This window comes from Streptomyces palmae (assembly GCF_004684805.1).
GTDB classification, from domain to species: Bacteria; Actinomycetota; Actinomycetes; order Streptomycetales; family Streptomycetaceae; genus Streptomyces; species Streptomyces palmae.
The window spans coordinates 42,419-62,222 of record NZ_SRID01000004.1 but is presented as its reverse complement, the minus strand read 5'-3'; the positions used below and the strand labels follow the sequence as shown (position 1 = coordinate 62,222).

Here is a 19,804-nt window from a genome sequence, read left to right as displayed (position 1 = left end):
GGTGTCGTCGAGAAGTCTCCAGCCGGTGAAGGCGGCGGCTGCCGTGCCGACCGCCGCGAGCAGGGTGCGGCGCCGGGTGATCAAAGGCCGGGAGGAGGGGGTGTGCTGGGTGGGGGTGGCGACCGTTGCCGGCTGTTGTCCCGAGGCGGGCTCACCGGTGTCCGGGATGGTGGCCGGCCCAGGTTGCCCGGTGAGGCTCTGGACGGGTGTCGTGGGCGCTGTGGAACTCGCCTGCGGCGAAGGGGCGGGCGGCAGAGCGCGCGTGGCGTGTTCCTGGACGAGCTCGGCGACGGTGGCGGGCATCCAGCGGGGATCGGTCAGCAGAAGTGTGGCCGGGCTCGTCCGCCCCTCCTCGGCTATGCCGCCGGCCGCGGCCAGCCGGTCGAGGAGGGAGGTGACGGTGGGGCGCGAGTCGGGCTGTTTGGCCAGGCAGGCGGACACCACCTCGCGCAGTTCGGGCGGCAGGGACGCCAGATCGGGCTGCTCGTGGACGGCGCGGTAGTGCAGGGCATGCGGGGCCCCGGTGCCGAACGGACCGATGCCGGTGGCGGTGTAGGCCAAAATGGCGCCCAGGGAGAAGACGTCGCTGGCCGGCCCGACGTGGTCGCCGGTGAGCTGTTCGGGCGACATGAAGCCGGGTGTGCCGATCACCATGCCGGTGTGGGTCAGGACCGAGGCCTCGCCGGCGACCGAGATGCCGAAGTCGATCACTCGCGGGCCATCGTTGGCCAGGAGGATGTTGGACGGCTTGAAATCGCGGTGGATGACGTCAGCCGCATGGATCGCTTCCAGCGCCTCGGCGAGTCCCGCGCCGAGCACCAAGGTGGATCGGGCAGGCCAGGGCCCGTGTTCGGCGACTGCCTCGCCGAGCGAGACGCCGGGTACGTAGACGGTCGCCAGCCAGGCCGGGGAGCCGTTCGGATCGGCGTCGACCACCCCGGCGGTGAAGGCGCCGTTGACCCGGCGGGCGGCCTCGACCTCCCGGGCGAAGCGCCGTCTGAACTCACCGTCCCGGGCCAAGTCGGGGCGTACCACCTTCACCGCGACCGGGCGGGCGCCCGGCGACCGCCCCAGATAGACCTGGCCCATCCCGCCCGCACCGAGCCTGGCCATGATCTGGTAGCGGCCCACCCGTTGCGGGTCTTCCGGCCTCAGCGCCTCCAGCACCACCCCGTGCCCCCTTTCTCCGCTGCGTGCACGGCCGCTCCCCTGGCTGCGCCGCCGTCGGCAGACGCGCCGTGGACACTGCGGCCGCAGCCAGCAGCCGGACTGCCTCGCGAACCTTACCCGCGGAGACACCGCGGACGCCCCGATGACGGTCGGTCGGCCTCCCCGTGAACGCCTCGAAGGTGCCCGGGCCCGACCTCCGCATCGCCGAGCTCGAAGCCCGACTCCTCATCAGGGGCCACTCGTGAGACCGCCAGGAAGGTCTCCCGCGACGATGTTTGCCGCGTCATCGGCCTGTGGGGTCGGGACCGGTCGGTGCATGACGAGGACCAAGTCCGGGTCACGGCACAGGCATTGACGCGGCGCAGGCTCAGTCGGCACCGAGGTGGTCGAGGCTCATGACTCCTCCCCGTACGGCACCGGTGGGATCGACGCACCGGCCGACAGCAGTCTCTCCGCCAGCACCCGACAGCGCCTCCCGAGCTCCGGAGGGTCGAGTACCTCGAATTCGTGCCCCAGCAGGAGTACGTGGATGAGCACGGTGTCGAGGTTGGCGGCGCCGCTGAGTACCTCGCAGCGGTCGTTCCCCCGCCGCCGTACCACGGCCGCCGACGCCGGAATCTGCGCACGCACCGTGTCGGCCGACGCGTGCACGAGGAAGCGCGCCTGGTGCGGGTAGACGCGGCTCGCCACACCCTCCTGCACGTAGGTCGCCGCGTCGGGCGCCGTGCGCGGGCGGAAGCGCCAGGTCCGGGCGGACGCGTCCGTCATCCGGTCGACGCGGAAGCTGCGCCAGTCGTCGCGATCGAGGTCGTAGGCGAGAACGTACCAGCGGCGGTCGGAGGCGACCAGGCGGTAGGGCTCGACCCGTCGACGCCGCACCTCGCCCCCTGACGGGTAGTCGAAACCTATCTCGACCTCGTCGCGGCAGGCTCTGGCCAGCGTCATGAGCACCTCGGGATCGACGGGCGTGCGGCCTTGGCCGAAGAACTCCACCGAGTCGGAGAGCGCGCGCACCTCGTGCCGAAGCCGGGTGGGCAGTACCTGGTCCAGCTTGGTCAGCGCCTGAAGTGCGGCGTCGCCGGCGCCGGCGACCGCGCCACCCGCGCCGGCGAGCAGCGAGACCGCGGTGGCGATCGCCTCCCGGTCGTCGAGAAGCAGAGGCGGCAGGTCCCGCCCCGGGCCGAGTCGGTAGCCGCCGCCGACCCCCTGGCCGGCGTACACCGGATAGCCGAGTACGCGGAGCCGCTCGACATCACGCCGTACCGTGCGCGGCGTGACCCCGAGCCGGTCGGCGAGTTCGGGGCCGGTCCAGACCGGACGCTGCTGCAGCAGCCCGAGCAGGGTGAGCACCCGCTCCGTCGTCCCCAGCTCGGTATCGCTTGCCACGTTCATGCCACCCACCATGCCAGAAATAGCGGACCGATCCTGTCCGCCTGAGGTGTCAGGGTGGCTCCATGAACACAGACGAACTCGACTGGAACCGGACGCTGTGCGAGCAGTGGGAGGCCCACTGGAACGATCAGCTCCGACCCCGGCTCGACGGCCTCACCGACGACGAGTACTTCTGGTCCCCGGTGCCGGACGCCTGGAGCGTAGGGCCGCGCGGCAGCTCGACGGCGCCCATCCAGGCGGGCGCCGGGGACTTCACCATCGACTTCGCCATTCCGCAGCCGGTCCCGGCGGCCTTCACCACGATCGCCTGGCGGCTCGGGCACGTCATCGTCGGCGTGCTCGCCACGCGCAACGCGGCGCACTTCGGCGCGCCGGCGGCGTCGTACGAGAGCTGGGAGTACGCCGGCAGCGCGGCCACCGCGCTCGACCAGCTCGAAGCCCAGCTCGACATCTGGCTGGCCGGGGTACGCGGCCTCGGCGACGCCGGGCTCCGGGCCCCCATCGGTGAGAAGGAGCCCTTCCCCGAGGCGTCCATGGCCGATCTGGTGCTGCACATCCACCGCGAGCTGATCCACCACCTGTCCGAGGTCTGTCTGCTGCGCGACCTCTACCGGCACACGCAGCCCGCGCCGAACGGAGCCACCCGATGAGCCGCCACGTCCAGATCACCTTCGACGCCCATGATCCGCGGGCGCTGTCGTCCTTCTGGCGCGACGCACTGGGCTACGTCCACCCCGGCCCGCCCGGGGTGGACCTGCCCGAGGGCGCCGACCCGCTGGCGGCCTGGGACGACTTCCTCGCGCGGGTCGGCGTACCGGAAGAGCAGCGCAACTCGAGATCGGCCATCGAGGACCCGGACGGGCACGGCCCACGAGTGTTCTTCCAGCAGGTGCCGGAGGGCAAGGTCGCCAAGAACCGCGTCCACCTCGACGTCCGGGCGGCTCCCGCGCTGCGGGGAGAGGAGCGGATGGCGGCGTTGGAGGCCGAGTGCGACCGGCTCGTCGCGCTGGGAGCGACGCGGGTACGTCGCCACGAGCCCGCTCCCCCGATGAGCGCCGGCTTCATCGTGATGGCCGATCCGGAGGGCAACGAGTTCTGCCTGGACTGAGGTGGCCCGGCTGTTGTCGCGAAAGCCCCGGCCGGTCCTGCGACCGGGGCAGCCGACATGGCGCGTAGGCGAGGAAGACGATCTGTGCAGCGTGATCGACCGGACAGGACCTAATCGACGGATGCCTGGCGCAGGACGTAGCGCCGCAGCTTGCCGCTCGGAGTTTTCGGCAGTTCCCCGACGAAGTGGACCCGCCGGGGGTAGGCGTGCTTGGAGTAGGTGTCCCGCACGTGCCGCGCGAGCGCGTCGGCAAGCTCGTCGTCGGCGGTGACGCCGTCGGCGACGACCACGAAGGCCTCCACCTGCTCGCCCCTGACCCCGTCCGGGTCGGGCCGTCCGACAACCGCCGCCTCACGGACCGCAGGGTGCCGCAGGAGCACGTTCTCGACGTCTGTGGGCCCGATCCGGTAGCCGGCCGCCAGGATGACGTCGTCACTGCGGGACCGGAAGAAGAAGTTGCCGTCGTCGTCCCGACGCCCGAGGTCGGACGTCAGGTACCAGCGGCCGTCGGGGGTGAACCGGTCCCGCGACAGGCGAGGGTCGCCCACGTATCCGGAGAACCACGCCAACGGACTGTTCCCGGTGTCGACAGCGATCTGGCCGTCGACGATCCCGAGGGCGAAGCCGGGCAGGGGGCGGCCCATGGACCCGGGCACCGGATCGCGGGCGATCGACGGGTGCCAGTGGTCGCACAGCACCATGCCCAGCTCGGTCTGGCCGTAGTGGTCCCGGATCCCGACGCCGAGCACCTCCCTTCCGAACTCGGTCAGGTCCGGGTCGAGCGGCTCCCCCGCCGAGGACGCGCGGCGGAGCCGGAGTCGTCCTGGTACCCCGACGGCACGCAGGGCCCGGTACATCGTCGGTGCCCCCGCGAAGTTCGTCACCCCGAACGCGCGCATCACCTCCAGGGTGTGCGCGGCGGAGAAGGGAGCGGTGCTCAGCAAGGCCCGCCGGCCCGCGGCGAGCGGGCCCAGCAGCGCGTAGTAGAGCCCGTAGGCCCAGCCCGGATCGGCCGCGTTCCAGTAGACGTCCTCCGCACGCAGGTCCAGGGAGAAACGCAGATAGCTCTCGGCCGCCGCGAGCATGCGCAGCGGAACCGGCACGCCCTTCGGGTTGCCCGTGGTGCCGCTGGTGAAGATCTCGATCAGTTGTCCGTCCCCACCGACGGCCACGCGGTCCACCAGGGGCTCGACGCCGGCGAGGGATGCCTCGATTCCCTCGATCTCGAGGACGTCGAGCCCGGCGATGCCCTCCACCTTCGTCCGCTGGGAAGCCTCCGTGACGAGCAGTCGCGCGCCGCTGCCCTCGACACGAACCGCGATCGCACCATGGGCGAACGCGGTGAACAGGGGCACATGCACGGCGCCCAGCCGCCACAGGGCGAGGAGCGTGACGATGAGGCCCGGGCGCTTGCCCATCAGCACCGCCACGCGATCACCGGCGCCGACGCCCCGGGCACGCAGCAGACTCGCGAGCCGACGGGAACGCTCGGAGAGTTCACCGAAGGTCAGGTCGGTGCCGGTCAGATCGGGTCCGACGAAGGTGAACGCGATGCGCTCGGCCGGATGCCGGTCGCACAGCAGCCAGGCGGCGTCGGCACTCGCGTCGGCGTAGGTGGCGAGCCACGCGTCCACGAGCTGTGCGGTGTCGTTCTCTTCCCGCGTGTCGATGTCGGTCATGGAACGCACTATGGAGCCTCCGGCGGGCCCTGGTAACCCCTTCGAACGGGGAGGCGACCGGAGCCGTACGGGTCCGCTGCGGTACCGGAGCCACCGGAGCCGGTATTCATCCGACATGGCGGGAAGATCCTCCCGTGGCCGGGCGCGGGGGCCAGGCGTGGGGGCCGAGGATCCCGAGGACGTAGGCGCGGGCGACGAGGGCGGGCCTGGTCGCGGCGCCCAGCAGGGCTCGGAGCCGGCTGAGGTGGTAGTCGACCGTCTGCCGGGAGAGCCCCAGCGAGGCGGCGATCTCGCCGTTGGTGCTGCCTCCTGCCAGGAGGGACAGGATGCGGATCTGCGCGGCGGTGAGCGGAGGGTGGGCCTCGTGGGCGATGCCCTGGTGGGTGACGACGGCCCACACGTGTGCGACCCGGCCGGCGGGCCCGTTCACCGTGGCCAGGTGGAGCCGCGTGCGGCGCTGGCGTCCCTGGGCGTCGAGGAGCACGGCGGAGGTCTCCGCCCGTCTGATGCGGCGGGTGATCAGCCCCTCCCAGGCGAGGCGCAGGGGGCGGAGGTCGGGGGTGGCGGCGAGCAGGGTGTGGGCGCGGCGGCCGATGAGGTCGGACAGGCGTGTCCTGAGCAGTTCGGCGGTGGCCGTGCCGGCCTGTTCGATACGACCGCCCACCGAGAGCAGCGCGCAGGGCAGGCCGCTGTGGTCGCGCAGTGCCTTCAGGTGCTCCTCGGCCTCTCGGCGCTGGTCCATCGCCCGGGCGTGCTCGGTGATGTCCACATAGATTCCGGCCACGCAGGACTCGCCGCTCTCCTGGACGGGGAAGCGGTGGCCCGCCGCCTGCCCCGTGCTGCCGTCCGCGCGGTGATAGCTCAGATGGTGGCGTACCGGCTTCCCCCGGCGGAGTATCTCCTGGTCCAGGGCGCGGAACTGGGCGGCGTCGGAGGGGGTGTCAAGGTCCTCGATACGGCTGCCGACGATCCGCTCCGGTGTGGTGCCGTAGAGGTGGGCGTAGGAATGGTTGGCCCATAAGTAGCGGCCGTCGCGGTCGCGGAGGAAGGCCGCGGCCGGGGCGAAGTCGGCGAATTCCGCGAAGGCGGCGTACCGGCGGCCGCCCCCCGGCTGGGTGCCGGTCTCCACCGCCAGCCCGCGGGTGCGGCCGTGGTCCGGGCTCTCGCCCGGGGGCCGGCGCACATGGAAGGTTCGGCCGTCGAACCGGACCAGGCGGTGATCCTCGTCGAGGGGGTGCCCCGGAGCGGACATCTCCTGGCGCGCGCGCTCGACGAAGCGCTGCGCGGTGGACAGGTCGGCGAAGGCACTGCCGCCCCACTCCACCACGCGCGACCGTTCGTCGGCCTCCCACCAGCACACGGGGAGGTGCTCCAGGAGTGCTCTGAGACCGGAATCGTCCACAACTGCCTTTCCTCTGGGTGCTGCCAGCCGGCGGAAGGTGATGTGGCGATGCCTATCCCGGGCCGGACCCACTCATGCTCGGTTATCGGCCGACCGCGGCGCGTGAGCGCATCCCCGCACAACTCGCCAGATGTGGCCCCAGAACCTCCCTCCTCATCCGAAGAGGGCTGGGACTCAGGCATTTGCCTGACCGCGCGGTCGTCTCCGGGGGCGTTTCCGGGGTCCACCGTCTGCTTCTCTTGAATGCGCCGCCAGCACCCCGTCGCGTTCTACGCGGGTTGCTCCCGGGGCCCGGTCGAGCCGGGCCGACCGGTCGTGCAGCGGGGCCGGGCCACTTCTCGACGCCCCGGACAAGACACAGCGATTCGATAGGAGACGAACTTCCGTGAGCACAGTGCTGTTGGTGCACGCCAAGGGTGGTCCGCCGCTCGGCCATGTCCTGTCGCGGGCGGCGGCGAGAGCGGACGTGCACCTGCTGGCGCTCAGCGAGCTTCCGCCGGCGGTCGCCGCGTCCGCGGGCAGTCTGTGCGCCTCGGTCATGAGGCCGACCGAAGCGCAGCGGTCCGACCTGGTCGCGCTGATCGTCTCGCGGGCCGAAGCCGTGGGCGCGGACGCCGTTCTCACCTTCTCCGAGTACGCGGTCGTGGCCGTCGCCGAGGCGTGTGAGGCGCTCGGCCTCCCCGGGGCGGGAGGCGCCGCCGCGCTCGCCCGCGACAAGCGGCGGATGCGGCAGACCTGGCATCGGCACGGCCTGCCGCAGCCCGCGTTCCACCCCGTCACCACGGAGACGGACCTCCACAAGGCCGCCGCCACCCTGCCCGTCCCCATGCTGCTGAAAGCGGCCTGGAGCGCGGGCTCCACCGCCCACCAGATCATCGGCTCCCCGCAGGAGGCCGACGCCGCGTGGCGGCGCTCGCGCGCGACCATGGCCGAGTCCGCCCAGCTGGGCTTCGCCGAACTGCATGTGGCCGAGGCCGACGCGCACTACGTGGTCGAGGAGATCGTGACCGGCGAGGCCGCCTGGTGGTTCGACGAGCCCGGCTGGGGCGACTACGTCAGTGTCGAGGGCGTCGTGGCGGGCGGCGTCTTCCGTCCGGTCTGCGTCAGCGGCCGGATGCCGACGATCGAGCCGTTCACCGAGCGGGCCGGCATCACCCCCGCGTTACTTCCCGCGGACCTCCAGGACCGCGTCGTGGCCCTCGCCCGGGACGCCGTCGACGCCCTCGGCCTGCGCGACTGCGGCACGCACACCGAGATCAAGCTCGGCGCCGACGGACGCATGTGGCTGATCGAGACGGCCGCCCGGCTCGGCGGCGCGATGACCGTCCCGCAGATCGAGGAGGTCTTCGGACTCGACCTCGTCGGCATGCTCGTGGACCACCTCCTGGGCCGCCCGGTCGACTGGCCCGAGCGTGCCCTGGGCCCCGAGCAGGCGCGAGGCGCCGCGGGTTCCCTCGTGGTCCTCGCGGTGGACGGCCACGGCGAGGCCTGGCGGGACCGCCGGGTGTGGGACTTCCCCGCGGTGCGGGCGACCGTCACGCTGAGCGAGGGCAGCACTCTGTCGGTGGTACCGGAGAGTTCACTGCCGGACGGCAGCACCGTGCCGGTCTACGACCCTGCCGGCGGGGCCAACACGATGGCGGCCCTGTGTCTGCTCTCGGCCCCCGACGCGCGCACCGTGCTCCGCGACTTCACGACGCTGATAGACGCGCTGCCCAGGGTGCTGCCGCCCGCCGAGTGCGCCGTAGCCCAGTCCGCGTCCACCGCGCCGCGGCCCGAGGGAGTCCCCGCATGAGCACCGTCTCTCTCCCCACCGACATCGCGGAACCCGCGACCGATCGCACGGTCGTCGGCGAGAACCTCTCGCTGCCGCTGTTCCGCACACTCTCCGGGGTCCTGGCAGGCCACCCGTACCTCAAGGTCGTCGTCGACCGCGCCGAGTCCACCTGGCACCTGCTGGACACGGCCGTGCACCCCTTCCACGTCAACTACATCGCCACCCGTGTCCTCGGCATGGAGGTCGCCGAACTCGACTCCGCGCTGGACGAGTTCAACGCGTCCGTCTACATGGACCCCGGACGCCGCTTCCTGCTCGGGGTGCTCTCCCTGCACACCGACGAGGACGTGGACGGCCGTGAGCGCACCTTCCTCGTGCTGGAGACGACCGAGGCCGACACCATGCACGGGGAGCTGCTGGAGTTCTTCTACTCCTTCGTCCGCGAGCGCGTCGACGGCAGGCTGCCGCTCCTGCTCAAGCCGGCCAATCACGGCCAGGAAGAAGAACTCGCCGCGATCAGCGAGCAGCGGGTGCCGCGCATTCTCAGCCACCAGCTCTTCGGCACCAGGACCCGCACGCCGCTCAACCCCGGGGACGCGACGGGCCGGCTGCACCACTTCCGCACCGTCGAGGAGTACGAGGCAGCGGCAGGCGGGCTCGGCTGGTCGGACATCGTCGCCATGCCCTGCCTGCCGGACAGCGTGCAGAGAGTGGCTGGATTCATCAACACCATGCCCATCACGCCGCTCTCCCACACCAACGTCCTCGCCTCCGGGTGGGGCATCCCCAACGCGATCATCCGCGACCTGGAACAGCTCGTGGAGAAGGAGGATCTGGACGGCGCCTGGGTCCGCTACCGGGTGTGCGAGGACGAGATCGTCCTGGAGCGGCTGGCAGAGGTTCCGGAGCTGCGGGCCCCGGCCTGGCACCAGCAGCGCATCCGGCTGGAACCACCGTTCCTGGAGGACGCGCCCGTCCTCTCCCTGCACCGGCTGCGCAGCGCCGACCGGGACCGCTACGGCACCAAGGCGGCCAACCTCGGGGAGCTGCACCACGTGCTCGACAGCCGCACCGCCGACCTCACCGCGTTCTACGGCCGCCCCCGCCCGCCGCGGGAGAACCTGTACGGACACCTCGCGGCCCGGCTCGGCCTGCGCGCGCCCTCGGCCGTGGAACTCCGCGCGGCCGCGGCCTCCTTCGTGGCCGACACCGTCGAGGCCCCCGAGGGTGTCGCCCTGCCGTTCTCCCTGATGCACCGCTTCCTCACCTCCTCCCCCGCGCTCCAGCAGGGCATCGGCAAGCTGAAGATGGCGCTCGAACTCGACGCCGCCGCGGTGCTCGACTCGCTCTGCCTGCAGCTCCAGCACCTGATCCGGCACACCCCGATGCCCGACCCCGTCGCCCAGGAGATCACGCGGGCCTGCCACACCCCGCTCGCCGCGGGCGGCCGGCTCGTGGTGCGCTCGTCCTCCAACGCCGAGGACCTCCCGGGCTTCTCCGCGGCCGGTGTCTACGACTCCGTCACCGCCGTGCGCGGCACCGGTGAACTCCTCGACGCCGTGCGGCAGGTGTGGGCCTCGCTGCTCTCCCCGCGCAGCGTACGGCTCCGTCACCAGGTGGGCATCTCCCTGGACGAGACGTACATGGGCGTGATCATCCAGGTGTACGTCCCGGCCGCGCTCGGCGGCGTCCTGGTGACCTGCGACCCGACCCGGCGCGAGGACTTCCGCAACGTCTACCTCAACTGTTCGCCGGGCTCGCCCGAACAGGTCGTCGAGGGTGAGACCCTTCCGCAGCAGTACCTCTACAACACCGTCGAGGGCGGCGGGCGCACCGTCGCCCTCGGTTCCTCGAGCGAGGGACTTCCCGCCGCCACGCGGGCCCGGCTCGCGGACCTGTCCCTGACCGGGCGGCTGCTGCAGTCCCACTTCAGCGCGCCCGAGGTGGACGGCCCGTTGGACATCGAGTGGCTGCTGACCGACCAGGGCGGCTTCCGCCTGGTCCAGATCCGCCCCTACGCGCTGTGAGCCCCCGCCTCCCGCGCCCCGCGGCCGCCGGGCGGCCCGCGGCCACCTCCCTGACAGACACGGCCCGTCGCATCATCCGGCTCAACTACGGCTTCCAGCTCCTGTTCAACCTGCTGTGGTGGATGCCGGTGTTCTACGCCTACCAGAAGGACGCCGGACTCTCCGACGGGCAGATCTTCGGCATCCAGAGCATCTACTATGTGGCCTTCTGCCTCTTCGAGATCCCGACCGGGCTGATCGCCGACCGCATCGGCACCCGCAACTGCCTGCGGGCCGGCGCCGTCGTGATGACCGCGGCGAATCTCGCCCCGGTCTTCAGCGCCTCGTACACCGGATTCCTGGTCCACTTCCTCGCCATCGCCGCCGGCCGCTCGCTCACCTCGGGAGCGGCCAGCGCCTACCTGTACGACGGGCTGCGTGCCGAGGGGTGCCAGGAGCACTACCTGAGGGCGGAGGGCACGGCCCGGGCGCTCGGACTGGCCGCGAAGGTCGTGTGCTGGCCACTGGTCGGTCCGCTGATGGCCCTCGCCCATCCCGCGCCGTACGTCCTGAGCGCCCTCAGCGCGGCAGGCTCCCTGGCCTGCGTCATGGCCCTGCCCCGCGCGGCCGTCCCCGCCGGGGCGCGGCGTACGGACACGCCGGGCCGCGCGGGAAGGGGCCGGGCCGCGAAGCGCGGGCGCGGCGGCTCGCCGGGCGAGGCGAAGGCCGCGCTGCGCTGCCTCGCCTCCTCGCCGTGGCTGGCACTGGTGATGGTGCAGGGCGTGGCTGTGTTCACGCTGTCCAGGATCTGCCAGGTCAACCTCTTCCAGCCGATCCTGCTCGACCACGGCATCGGCGAGGCCTCACACGGCGGGGTGCTCGCCGCCATGACGGTGGCGGAGGCCGTGGGCTCGGCGCGCCCCCAGTGGCTCGGCCGCCGGCTCTCCCCGGTGGCCTGGGTGTCCGTGCTCAGCCTCGCCCTCGCGGGCACCCTGGCAGGCATCACGCTCGGCGGGTCCTGGACGGTCGTGGTCCTGCTCTGCCTGTTCGCCGCCGCCGCCGGATTCGCGTACCCGATCCAGCGCAAGCTGGTCAACGACGCCGTGCCCGACCACGCCCCGCGGGCGACGCTTCTGTCGGTCGAGTCGATCGTGGACCGCGCGGTGTGCGCCCTGGCGGCCGTCGCCGTGGGCGCCTACCTCTCCGCCGGACGGCTGGACGCCCTGCTCTGGCACAGCGCCCTGGCGACCGCGGTGCTGCTCGGCGCGTTCCAACTGGTGGTGCGCGCCGAGCGGACGCGGCGCCGTCCCAGGGAGGCGGCGGAGCCGCGGACGTCGGAAGCGCGCCCCAAGGCTGCCGTCTAGGAGGGGCTCAGGCCCGCGCTCTCCCTCGGGCGCGGGCTTGCGGGAAGCCGTGCGAGCGCGTCAGCGGGAGCCGTGCGCCAGCCATTCGATCATGCCGGCCGGGAGGTAGGCGGGGCGGGAGGGCCGGCCCGTCTGGTAGGCCACGTAACCGAGGGAGGCCGCGACGTCGGTCTCCTCGGCCGTCTCTCCCTCGTAGACGAGCCGGCAGCCGTGCGCCTGGGTCTTGGCACGCTCCCACAGGGCGGGCGCCGGCTTGCGCTCCGCCTCGGTGCGTGGCGTGAGGATCCGGTCGCCGAAGTCCTCCCAGGCGAAGGGGGTCGAGCCCTTCCAGGCGCCGTCGATCTCCTTCTTCAGAGTGGCGGCACGCTCGGCGTCCGTCTCGCCCCAGGAGGGCGGCACGTTGGTGATCAGCCCGACCTTGATGTGCCGCTCCCGCAGCGTGCGCAGATAGGCGGCCGCGCCCGGCATGTAACCGATGCGGGAGCCCTCGTCCGTGTGCACCAGGGTCTCGCCCAGGTCGAAGTAGACGACGGCGCACCCGCGCACGGCTGCCGTCCGCGCCCCGGCCGAAGCGGCGCGCGAGGTGTCCGGCGGCACGGCCGCGCTCGCCGCGGTACCCAGCGTGGCCGAGGCCACCGCAGCGCCCAGAATCGCGAGACCGGTACGGCGGAAGCCGCGGAAGGGGGGTCTGTTCATGGCGTTCAGTGCCTCTCTCTTCGGCGCCCCAATGCGGAATGCCCGTGTCAGGTGCTTGACAAATAAGGCCACGGGGCGCCCCTTCGGACTCCACGTGCTCGAGAGAGCTTCCCCTCAAGACCCACTCCTATCCGCCCAGGGGTTCGGTCGTCGGGGCCGGGTTCGGCGGTCTGTGGCCCGGCAGTGACGCACTGCCGGTCGAATCCCCACCTTCCGCTCCGGGGCCGGACCCTTGCGCTCCGCCCCAGAGGGCTTTGAACCGATGGACTTCAGCTTCCGAGCCGAGCCTCGGTGGCCGGCTTGTGCGGGGCGTGAAGTTCGCGGTCGAGAGTGTGCGGCGGCCCGTCCGGTAAGTCCGGCATCCGCCATCGCGCCCCCGGCCGTAAGGGAACGTCAGAATCCGTAAACCCAGGGTGCCGCCCAGGGTCCACGGTTGTCAGCGACCGTGGAATCTCATAAATGATCGTCTGCGGCTGTCAGCGCCCTGGGATGGGCATCGACGCTGGTCAGGAAGCATTGATTCGACGCCTGGAGAGGGCGGGATTCCGATGGACCAGATCAGCGTCCGCATGGTGCTGCTGCTGCTCGTGGGAGGACTCACGGCATTCGCCGTCCTTCACCACCCGGGGCTGGGAGCCGCGATCGCCGTAGCCACCGCCGTTGTCGCGCTCCTCCATGAGCTCATGGCTCGGGAGTGAACCAGCACACGGTAGGCGTTTCCGGAGACCATCCGAAGGACCGTTCAACGGCGGTCCTGGTGCATGCCGCCATGGCTTTGCGGATCACCGGCGGCCGGTGAGGCCGGTTGGCAGATCCGCGCCACGATCCACCTCGTCGAACAGTGCCGCCGCTCGCGCGGCGGTGTGCATGGCCCGGCGGTCGGTGCTGAGCAGCCCCAGGACCACGATGCCGAGGCCCAGAGCGAGCACCATCCACCACACGCCGCGCTCTGCGTCGATGAACGCCGTTCCGCCGTGGGTCAGGGCCGGCCCCGTGATCGTTCCGGCGATCGCGACGCCCAGGGTGGTGCCGGTCTGGCGGCCGGCGGAGGCCAACGAGGTCGCCACCCCAGCCATGGAGCGGGGCATGCCCGACACCGCTGTGTTGGTGATCGGCGGGTTGACGGTGCTCAGGAAGACGCCGAACAGCAGGTAGACCGCCAGCACGACCGCCAGCGGGGTGGCCGGTGCGAGCCAGAGCGACGCGGCGCCGCCCAGGGCCAGCGCACCTCCGGCGACCACCAGTGGCAGCCGGGGACCGCGCGCGCCGACCAGTCGGCCGGTGACAGGGGAGAGCACCACGACCAGCGCCCCGACCGGAAGCAGGCACAGCCCAGCCGCCAGCGCCGACAGGCCACGCACCTCCTGTAGATACTGAGTGGTCACGAACAGGAACGCGCTGAAGGCACACAGAGCGAACAGCGCCATGACGATCGCCGAGCTGAACGGCACACTGCGAAACAGGCGCAGCTCCAGCAGCGGATCGACACGGCGCTGTTCATAGCCCAGCAGGCCCAGCGCGCCGGCCACGGCTGCGGCGAGCGGTCCCCATACGCCCGGCGCGGCCCAGCCCGACCGCCCGGACTCGGTGATTGCGAAGACGACACCTCCCAGCACAAGGAACATCAGGGTCTGGCCTATCGGGTCGAAGCGGCGTGCCCGGGAGGCCCGGGACTCGGGCACGAACAGCGCGGTGCACACCAGCGCGACGGCCACGATCGGCACATTGATCCAGAAGATGGCGTGCCAGCCGAGGCTGTCGACCAAGGTGCCGCCCAGGATCGGGCCGAGCGCGAGCGACAGGCCGGTCATCGAGCCGAAGGTGCCGATGGCCCGGGCGCGCTCGGCCGGGTCGGGGAAGGTGGTGACGACGATTGCCATCGCCACCGGGTTGAGCATCGTGCCGCCGACGGCCTGCAGCGCACGGGCGGCGATCAGCCAGCCGAGGCTCGGCGCGAGGCCGCACAGCAGCGAGCCGAGACCGAACACGGCCAAGCCCACCTGGAAGACGCGTCGCCGGCCGACCCGGTCGGCGGTGGACCCGGCCAGCACCAGGAAGCTGGCCAACACCAGGGTGTACGCATCGACCGTCCACTGGAGACCGGACACCGAGGCGTGCAGGTCACGGCGTATCGACGGCAGCGCGACGTTGACGATGGAGATGTCCATCACCACGACGACAACGCTGGCGCAGCAGATCGCGAGCACCCCAAGTCGGCGACGTCGGCTGAGTTCGGGCATACGGATCCCATCGGTAGCACTGCCGATGACCGGCAGTGAGGGGTTCTGGGTGACTGACCACGAAGCTAGGATTTCGAGCGTGGTCGAGGTCAATCCGCAGCCGAACTCCGGGCCCGTTCATGCCATTCCGCCGGTGGGCCTGAGCATCGGTGAGGCCGCCCGCCGTACCGGGCTCAGCGTGCACACCCTGCGCTACTACGAACGCGCCGGGCTGGTCGTCACCCCGGTCGATCGCACCCACGGCGGTCGGCGGCGCTACCACCAGCTCGACCTGGAGTGGATCACCATCTGCACCAGGCTGCGGGCAACCGGCATGCCCATCAAGGGCATCCGCCGCTATGCCGAGCTCGTCGCGGCAGGCCGGGGCAACGAAGACGAGCGGTTGGACTTGCTGGAGGCGCACCTTGACCACGTGCTCGCCGGGATCGCCGAACTCCAGGAGAACCTGAAGCTCATCGCCCACAAGGTCGACATCTACCGAGGCCGTCTCGCTGCCGGCGACGCCGATCGACTCTGGGCCCCCCGCGGCCCTTCCAGCGCCCCCTGAGTCCCCGGCCCAGGGCTTGTCGCCAACGTGATCCCGAGTTGTGGATCACGTTGGGGTGATACGTCGCCATGAACTGTCCGATGCCGAGTGGGAACTTGTGCAGCCGTTGTTGCCCAGGTCCGTGCTGGGGCGGCCGCGTCTGGATGACCGGATGGTGCTCAACGGGATCGTGTGGAAGTTCCGCACTGAGGTCGCTTGGCGGGACGTGCCCGAGCGGTACGGATCGTGGGCCAGTCTCCACACTCGTTTTCGCCGGTGGGCGGCGGACGGCAGGTTCGAGCGGATGCTCCAGACCGCGCAAGCGCAGGCCGACGCGGCCGGTGACATCGACTGGCTGGTGTCGGTCGACTCCACCATCGTCCGAGCCCACCAGCACGCCGCCGGAGCCCGAAAAGAAGGGGCCCCGAATCCTGCCCTAGGCCGGTTCCGAGGCAGACTGACCAGCAAGATCCACCTGGCCTGCGACGGCTTGGGCCGGCCGCTCGCGTTTGCGCTGACGGGCGGGAACATCAACGACTGCGCCTCAGTTCACCGCCGCGATGGACGCGATCCGGTTTCCCCGAACCGGGCCGGGACGACCCCGGATACGACCGGACCACGTCATCGGCGACAAGGGCTACAGCTCCAAGGCGATCCGTACCTGGAAGCGCCGGCGGCCGCCCGCCAGCGTTCGACTGGGACTTGTACAAGCGGCGCAACGTGGTGGAGCGGTGCTTCAACCGGCTGAAACAGTGGCGCGGCCTCGCCACCCGCTACGACAAGACTGCTGAGTCCTACCAAGCCGCGGTCACACTCGCCTCGTTCCTGATGTGGACGTGATGTCCCGGCGACGAGCGAGTGGTCCTCAAAGATGGAGTTCGGTCTCCCAGGCTTCGAACGGCGGCTCGACCCGATAGCTCGGGTCGCAGCACGCCCGGATCCACTGCGCGACCCGGTACTGCGCATCCCCGTCATTGAGCACCATGCCGTCTGCGTCAACTTGCAGCACATTGCCGTAGATCGCGAAGACCTGCTCCAGCGACGAGCCGGAGTGAAAGACGGTCGACCGGTAGTCGAACCCATCGAGCAACTCAACGTCGATGGTGCCGTTGGCCAAGTAGAAGGCGAACAGCCGAAGCGAAGCGCGCACGTCGACAGAGAGATGTCCCACGCACGCATCATGCACGACCTCCGCACCGTCTCAGCAAGATCTTTTGACGACAAGCCCTAGCCGAGAAGACCCTCCCTGGTCACAAGCGGGCCGCCCCGTCCTACCAGCGCCAGCAACGTGCTGTCCCGCAATACCTAGATCGGTCGTCGTTGCACGGCGTCGGCGATGATCGCTGTCACGAGCTTGTCGACGGCGGCCGTGGTCGGCGGGCCGGAGTCGCGGTCCGCGAACAGGAGGTGCCCGCCGCCGACCAGGGAGAGGGTGAGTGAGTCGATGTCGGCGTCGGCCGCGATGCGGCCCAGGTCACGCTCGTCGGCCAGATAGGCGGAGACCGCGGTCGAGGCCTGGGCCAGGATCGCGATGCCTCCTCCTGGCCTGGCTTGCCGCAGCCGTCTGCGCAGCTCGTCCCGGAAGGTGATGAGCGGGATGACGGCCACCGGAATCGGTCCGAACAGGGTGGTCAGCGCGCTGGCGAGGTTGTCGGCCACCGTGCCGGTTCCGGCGGACTCGCGCAACGCCCTCGCCTGTGTCTCGAGCTGCGCGGCCCGGTCGAGCACGAGGTCGGTGAGGAAGGCGTCGAAGTCGCTGAAGTGCCGATGCAAGACGCCTTTGGCGCAGCCTGCCTCGTCGGTGACGGCCCGGCTGGTCAGCCCGTTCGGCCCGTCCCGCAGAAGCACGCGTTCGGCAGCCTCGAACAGTTGCTGCCGCGCGTCGCGGAGGTGCACCCCAGTCGGCACTCGCAGATCCTCTCGTGCGGTCGGCCCGATGGCTTCCGTTGCTTAGTGGGCATGCGCCCACTAAGGTGGGCGCATGCCCACCTTACCGCGAGAACACCCAGACCCATCCTCAGCGGAGCCGCATGAGGCCCGGCGGACGGCCGAGTCGTTCGGCGTGGACGCCCCACGCTACGACCAGGCCCGGCCTCGCTACCCCGACGCACTGGTGGCCCGGATCGTCGCAGGGAGCCCCGGGCCCGACGTGCTCGACATCGGCTGCGGCACCGGCATCGCGGCCCGGCAGTTCCAAGCCGCCGGGTGCGCCGTGCTCGGCGTCGAGCCCGATGCGCGGATGGCCGACTTCGCGCGCGCCCGTGGCCTGGAGGTCGAGGTGGCGGCCTTCGAAACCTGGCAGCCGGCCGACCGGACGTTCGACACGGTCATCGCCGCCCAGTCGTGGCACTGGGTGGATCCGGTCGCCGGCACCGCGAAGGCCGCCCGTGTGCTGCGCCCAGGGGGACGGCTGGCGATCTTCGGGCACGTGTACGAGCCGCCTGCCGAGGTGGCCGAACCGTTCGCCGCTGCCTTGCGGCGGGTGGCGCCCGACTCCCCGCTCAGCGGTCAACCGGCGCGACGCCCACTTGGCCTCTACCAGGCGGGATACGCGAAGTTCGCCGACGCGATCCGGGCGACCGAACGGTTCGACGATCCGGAACAGTGGCGATTCGACTGGGAGCAGTCCTACACGCGCGACCAATGGCTGGGCCTGCTACCCACCACCGGCGGCCTCACCCGGCTCCACCCCGATCAGCTGGCCGAAATACTGGATGCGGTCGGGGAGGCCATCGACTCCTTGGGCGGGCGCTTCACGATGCACTACACGACCCTGGCCGCGACCGCCGTGCTCGTCGGCACTCCCTGAGTCACGTGCTCATCCCACCGGATACCCCGAGAAGGTGCCCGGCGGGGCTCGCCGCGGCGGGTATGGGCCGGTCGGCCGGAGCGCTGCGGCCGACCGGAGGAATCCCGCCCCCGCCCAGGGCACGCCGAAGCACATCGGGCGCCCGGCCGGTGCACCCTGGGGTGCCACGAGCGGACTCCATGGGATCAGGGGAGCAGGATGTGGGACAAGCGTAGGACTCTCGCCAGGCGGGGCCTGCTCACTGCCGGCGGTGCGCTGGTGTCCAGCACCGCCTTCGCCTGCAAGGCCGAGGCGCACAAGGGGGACAACGCGGCCCCGCCCCTGGAGGCCGGCGGCACCGACGACGCGCGCCGGGCACGGATCGACCTCCACCACCACTACACCGCCCCGCAGTGGGTGGACTGGGCCGAGAGGCAAGGACTGGTGCGGCGGGCGAAGCTGCCGCCCGTCGCGCACTGGGATCTCGATGCCACGCTCAAGCTGATGGACCGTTCCGGTATCGCCACGGCTGTCCTCAGACCCACGGCGCCAGGCCGGTACCGCTCCGCGGCGCAGATGCGGGAAGGCACCACCATCCTCTTCCGGGCGATGTCCGAGCTGGCGAGCGCCCACCCCGGTCGTTTCGCCTTCCTCGCGCCCGTGTTCCTGGAGGATCTCGACGTATCACGGTGGGCCCTGCGGGAGGGCCTGGACAAGCTCGGGGCCGTCGGTGTGTGCGTCCAGGCCAACCACAACGGTGTCTACCTCGGCGATCCTTCCTACGATCGCCTCTTCGCCGAACTCGACGAACGCTCCGCGGTGGTCGTCACGCACCCCAACGATCTGCCGGGCGCCGCGCCGGACGCCCCCACCGTCCCCGGTCTTCCCAACTTCATGTGCGACTTCCTCCTGGACACCACGCGTGCCGCGGCCAACCTGATCCTCCATCGGACCCTCGACCGCTACCCTCGCGTGTCGATTACCCTGCCGCACGCCGGCGGGTTCCTCCCGCACATCGCCACCCGTCTGGAGGCCCAGGGAAGGTCTTGCACCCCGCCTGTCGAGCCCTCCCGGGTACGGGACTACCTGCACCGCTTCTACTACGACACCGCCGGCCCCATGTCCCCGGCGGGCACCCTGATGGCCACCGTGGACCCCGGCCGGATCGTCTTCGGGACCGACTGGCCCGCCACCCCCGCCGACACCGTCGCCAACATCGCCGTGCCGTCCTTCGAGAAGGACCCCGCCATCAGCGACCGCCAGCGCCGGGGCATCAACCGCGACAACGTACTCCGCCTCCTGCCGAAGCTGGCCACCAGCACGGGTTCCCGGCGGTCCCCCGCCACCCGCCGACCCTGATGCCGGGTCAGGCCCGCACGTCGATGACGTACATGCCGGCGGTGCGGGCCGCGACGATGCCTTCGTCAGTGTTCCCGTAGGCCGGGCAGGCGCGCGGGACGGTGACGCCGCGTCGGTCAGGGCGTGGTGGACAGCACCGAGGTGCAGCTCGCCGGTGTCGGCCAGGGTGCCGTCGAAGCCGACGATGCCGGCCCAGTGGCCTTGCCGGGCGGGCGGACTCTCACCGCGCGCACGCCAGACCGCGCAGGACGTAGGCGGTCGGCATGAAACGCAACGTCGATCGGCAGCGCCCGCGGG

At 71.3% G+C, this 19,804-nt stretch carries 17 protein-coding genes and 1 pseudogene; 10 read left to right on the top strand and 8 right to left on the bottom strand.

The genetic code is table 11. The features are described 5' to 3' along the window. On the bottom strand, positions 1–1,167 hold a 1,167-nt coding region (locus E4099_RS01290), incomplete at its 3' end, for a serine/threonine-protein kinase (protein WP_245244473.1). Between the two features lie 396 nt (positions 1,168–1,563). Beyond that, the gene (locus E4099_RS01285; RefSeq protein ID WP_135336998.1) at positions 1,564–2,562 is read right to left on the bottom strand and encodes a helix-turn-helix transcriptional regulator; all 999 of its coding nucleotides are present in this window, start codon (positions 2,560–2,562) and stop codon (positions 1,564–1,566) included. A 62-nt stretch (positions 2,563–2,624) separates the two neighbouring features. Here E4099_RS01285 and E4099_RS01280 point away from each other — a divergent pair, with 62 nt between their 5' ends. Together E4099_RS01280 and E4099_RS01275 are read left to right on the top strand one after the other, a co-directional pair. Beyond that, positions 2,625–3,212 carry a DinB family protein gene (locus tag E4099_RS01280; RefSeq protein WP_135336997.1) on the top strand — a complete coding sequence of 196 codons (588 nt, stop codon included), beginning with the start codon at positions 2,625–2,627 and terminating at the stop codon, positions 3,210–3,212. Continuing rightward, positions 3,209–3,670: a VOC family protein gene (locus E4099_RS01275; RefSeq protein WP_135336996.1), complete on the top strand. Its 462-nt coding sequence runs from the start codon at positions 3,209–3,211 to the stop codon at positions 3,668–3,670. Before E4099_RS01280 ends, E4099_RS01275 begins: the two co-directional genes overlap by 4 nt. Positions 3,671–3,780: 110 nt before the next feature. Here the strand turns inward: E4099_RS01275 and E4099_RS01270 are convergent, their stop codons facing one another. Continuing rightward, positions 3,781–5,349, bottom strand: a complete 1,569-nt coding sequence (locus tag E4099_RS01270) for an AMP-binding protein (protein WP_135336995.1) — start codon at positions 5,347–5,349, stop codon at positions 3,781–3,783. 106 nt (positions 5,350–5,455) lie between these two features. Continuing rightward, positions 5,456–6,751: a PAS domain S-box protein gene (locus E4099_RS01265; RefSeq protein WP_135336994.1), complete on the bottom strand. Its 1,296-nt coding sequence runs from the start codon at positions 6,749–6,751 to the stop codon at positions 5,456–5,458. Positions 6,752–7,136: 385 nt separating this feature from the next. On the opposite strand from E4099_RS01265, the gene E4099_RS01260 reads away from it, so the two are divergent. Genes E4099_RS01260 through E4099_RS01250 form a run of 3 tightly spaced genes read left to right on the top strand, consistent with a single transcriptional unit; the run spans position 7,137 to position 11,898 of the window. Continuing rightward, positions 7,137–8,546 (top strand): ATP-grasp domain-containing protein, encoded by a 1,410-nt coding sequence (locus tag E4099_RS01260; RefSeq protein ID WP_135336993.1) that lies wholly within the window; start codon positions 7,137–7,139, stop codon positions 8,544–8,546. After that, the gene (locus E4099_RS01255; protein ID WP_135336992.1) at positions 8,543–10,555 is read left to right on the top strand and encodes a PEP/pyruvate-binding domain-containing protein; all 2,013 of its coding nucleotides are present in this window, start codon (positions 8,543–8,545) and stop codon (positions 10,553–10,555) included. The genes E4099_RS01260 and E4099_RS01255 overlap by 4 nt, the downstream gene beginning before the upstream one ends. Then, positions 10,552–11,898 (top strand): MFS transporter, encoded by a 1,347-nt coding sequence (locus E4099_RS01250; protein ID WP_135336991.1) that lies wholly within the window; start codon positions 10,552–10,554, stop codon positions 11,896–11,898. The genes E4099_RS01255 and E4099_RS01250 overlap by 4 nt, the downstream gene beginning before the upstream one ends. Before the next feature lie 60 nt (positions 11,899–11,958). On the opposite strand, the gene E4099_RS01245 is transcribed toward E4099_RS01250, so the two are convergent. Further along, a complete protein-coding gene (locus E4099_RS01245; protein WP_135336990.1) occupies positions 11,959–12,594 on the bottom strand; it encodes an HAD family hydrolase in 636 nt (211 codons plus the stop codon). A 548-nt stretch (positions 12,595–13,142) separates the two neighbouring features. Between E4099_RS01245 and E4099_RS32780 the strand changes: the two genes are divergently transcribed. Further along, entirely contained in the window at positions 13,143–13,292 is a 150-nt protein-coding gene (locus E4099_RS32780; RefSeq protein WP_167828252.1) for a hypothetical protein, read from the top strand. 84 nt (positions 13,293–13,376) lie between these two features. Here the strand turns inward: E4099_RS32780 and E4099_RS01235 are convergent, their stop codons facing one another. After that, positions 13,377–14,834: an MFS transporter gene (locus tag E4099_RS01235; RefSeq protein WP_135336988.1), complete on the bottom strand. Its 1,458-nt coding sequence runs from the start codon at positions 14,832–14,834 to the stop codon at positions 13,377–13,379. Positions 14,835–14,913: 79 nt separating this feature from the next. Here E4099_RS01235 and E4099_RS01230 point away from each other — a divergent pair, with 79 nt between their 5' ends. Together E4099_RS01230 and E4099_RS01225 are read left to right on the top strand one after the other, a co-directional pair. Beyond that, complete coding sequence (locus E4099_RS01230; RefSeq protein WP_245244472.1) at positions 14,914–15,381, top strand: MerR family transcriptional regulator; 468 nt, start codon at positions 14,914–14,916, stop codon at positions 15,379–15,381. Between the two features lie 58 nt (positions 15,382–15,439). Continuing rightward, positions 15,440–16,200, top strand: a pseudogene (locus E4099_RS01225) (IS5 family transposase). Between the two features lie 25 nt (positions 16,201–16,225). Here E4099_RS01225 and E4099_RS01220 read toward each other — a convergent pair. Next, positions 16,226–16,531 (bottom strand): DUF7677 family protein, encoded by a 306-nt coding sequence (locus E4099_RS01220; RefSeq protein ID WP_135336986.1) that lies wholly within the window; start codon positions 16,529–16,531, stop codon positions 16,226–16,228. A gap of 134 nt (positions 16,532–16,665) precedes the next feature. Continuing rightward, on the bottom strand, positions 16,666–17,268 hold the full coding sequence (locus tag E4099_RS01215) for a TetR/AcrR family transcriptional regulator (RefSeq protein ID WP_135336985.1): 603 nt from the start codon (positions 17,266–17,268) through the stop codon (positions 16,666–16,668). Positions 17,269–17,341: 73 nt separating this feature from the next. Here E4099_RS01215 and E4099_RS01210 point away from each other — a divergent pair, with 73 nt between their 5' ends. Together E4099_RS01210 and E4099_RS01205 are read left to right on the top strand one after the other, a co-directional pair. Beyond that, positions 17,342–18,169 (top strand): class I SAM-dependent methyltransferase, encoded by an 828-nt coding sequence (locus E4099_RS01210; protein WP_135336984.1) that lies wholly within the window; start codon positions 17,342–17,344, stop codon positions 18,167–18,169. Positions 18,170–18,427: 258 nt separating this feature from the next. Further along, a complete protein-coding gene (locus E4099_RS01205) occupies positions 18,428–19,507 on the top strand; it encodes an amidohydrolase family protein (protein ID WP_245244471.1) in 1,080 nt (359 codons plus the stop codon). Positions 19,508–19,804 lie beyond the last annotated feature (297 nt).

Excerpts from the sequence above, each read along its gene's own strand:
- E4099_RS01280 (WP_135336997.1), top strand. The coding sequence starts at position 2,625 with ATGAACACAGACGAACTCGACTGGAACCGGACGCTGTGCGAGCAGTGG.
- E4099_RS01275 (WP_135336996.1), top strand. The coding sequence starts at position 3,209 with ATGAGCCGCCACGTCCAGATCACCTTCGACGCCCATGATCCGCGGGCG.
- E4099_RS01235 (WP_135336988.1), bottom strand. The coding sequence starts at position 14,834 with ATGCCCGAACTCAGCCGACGTCGCCGACTTGGGGTGCTCGCGATCTGC.
- E4099_RS01210 (WP_135336984.1), top strand. The coding sequence starts at position 17,342 with ATGCCCACCTTACCGCGAGAACACCCAGACCCATCCTCAGCGGAGCCG.
- E4099_RS01245 (WP_135336990.1), bottom strand. The coding sequence starts at position 12,594 with ATGAACAGACCCCCCTTCCGCGGCTTCCGCCGTACCGGTCTCGCGATT.
- E4099_RS32780 (WP_167828252.1), top strand. The coding sequence starts at position 13,143 with ATGGACCAGATCAGCGTCCGCATGGTGCTGCTGCTGCTCGTGGGAGGA.
- E4099_RS01255 (WP_135336992.1), top strand. The coding sequence starts at position 8,543 with ATGAGCACCGTCTCTCTCCCCACCGACATCGCGGAACCCGCGACCGAT.
- E4099_RS01270 (WP_135336995.1), bottom strand. The coding sequence starts at position 5,349 with ATGACCGACATCGACACGCGGGAAGAGAACGACACCGCACAGCTCGTG.
- E4099_RS01285 (WP_135336998.1), bottom strand. The coding sequence starts at position 2,562 with ATGAACGTGGCAAGCGATACCGAGCTGGGGACGACGGAGCGGGTGCTC.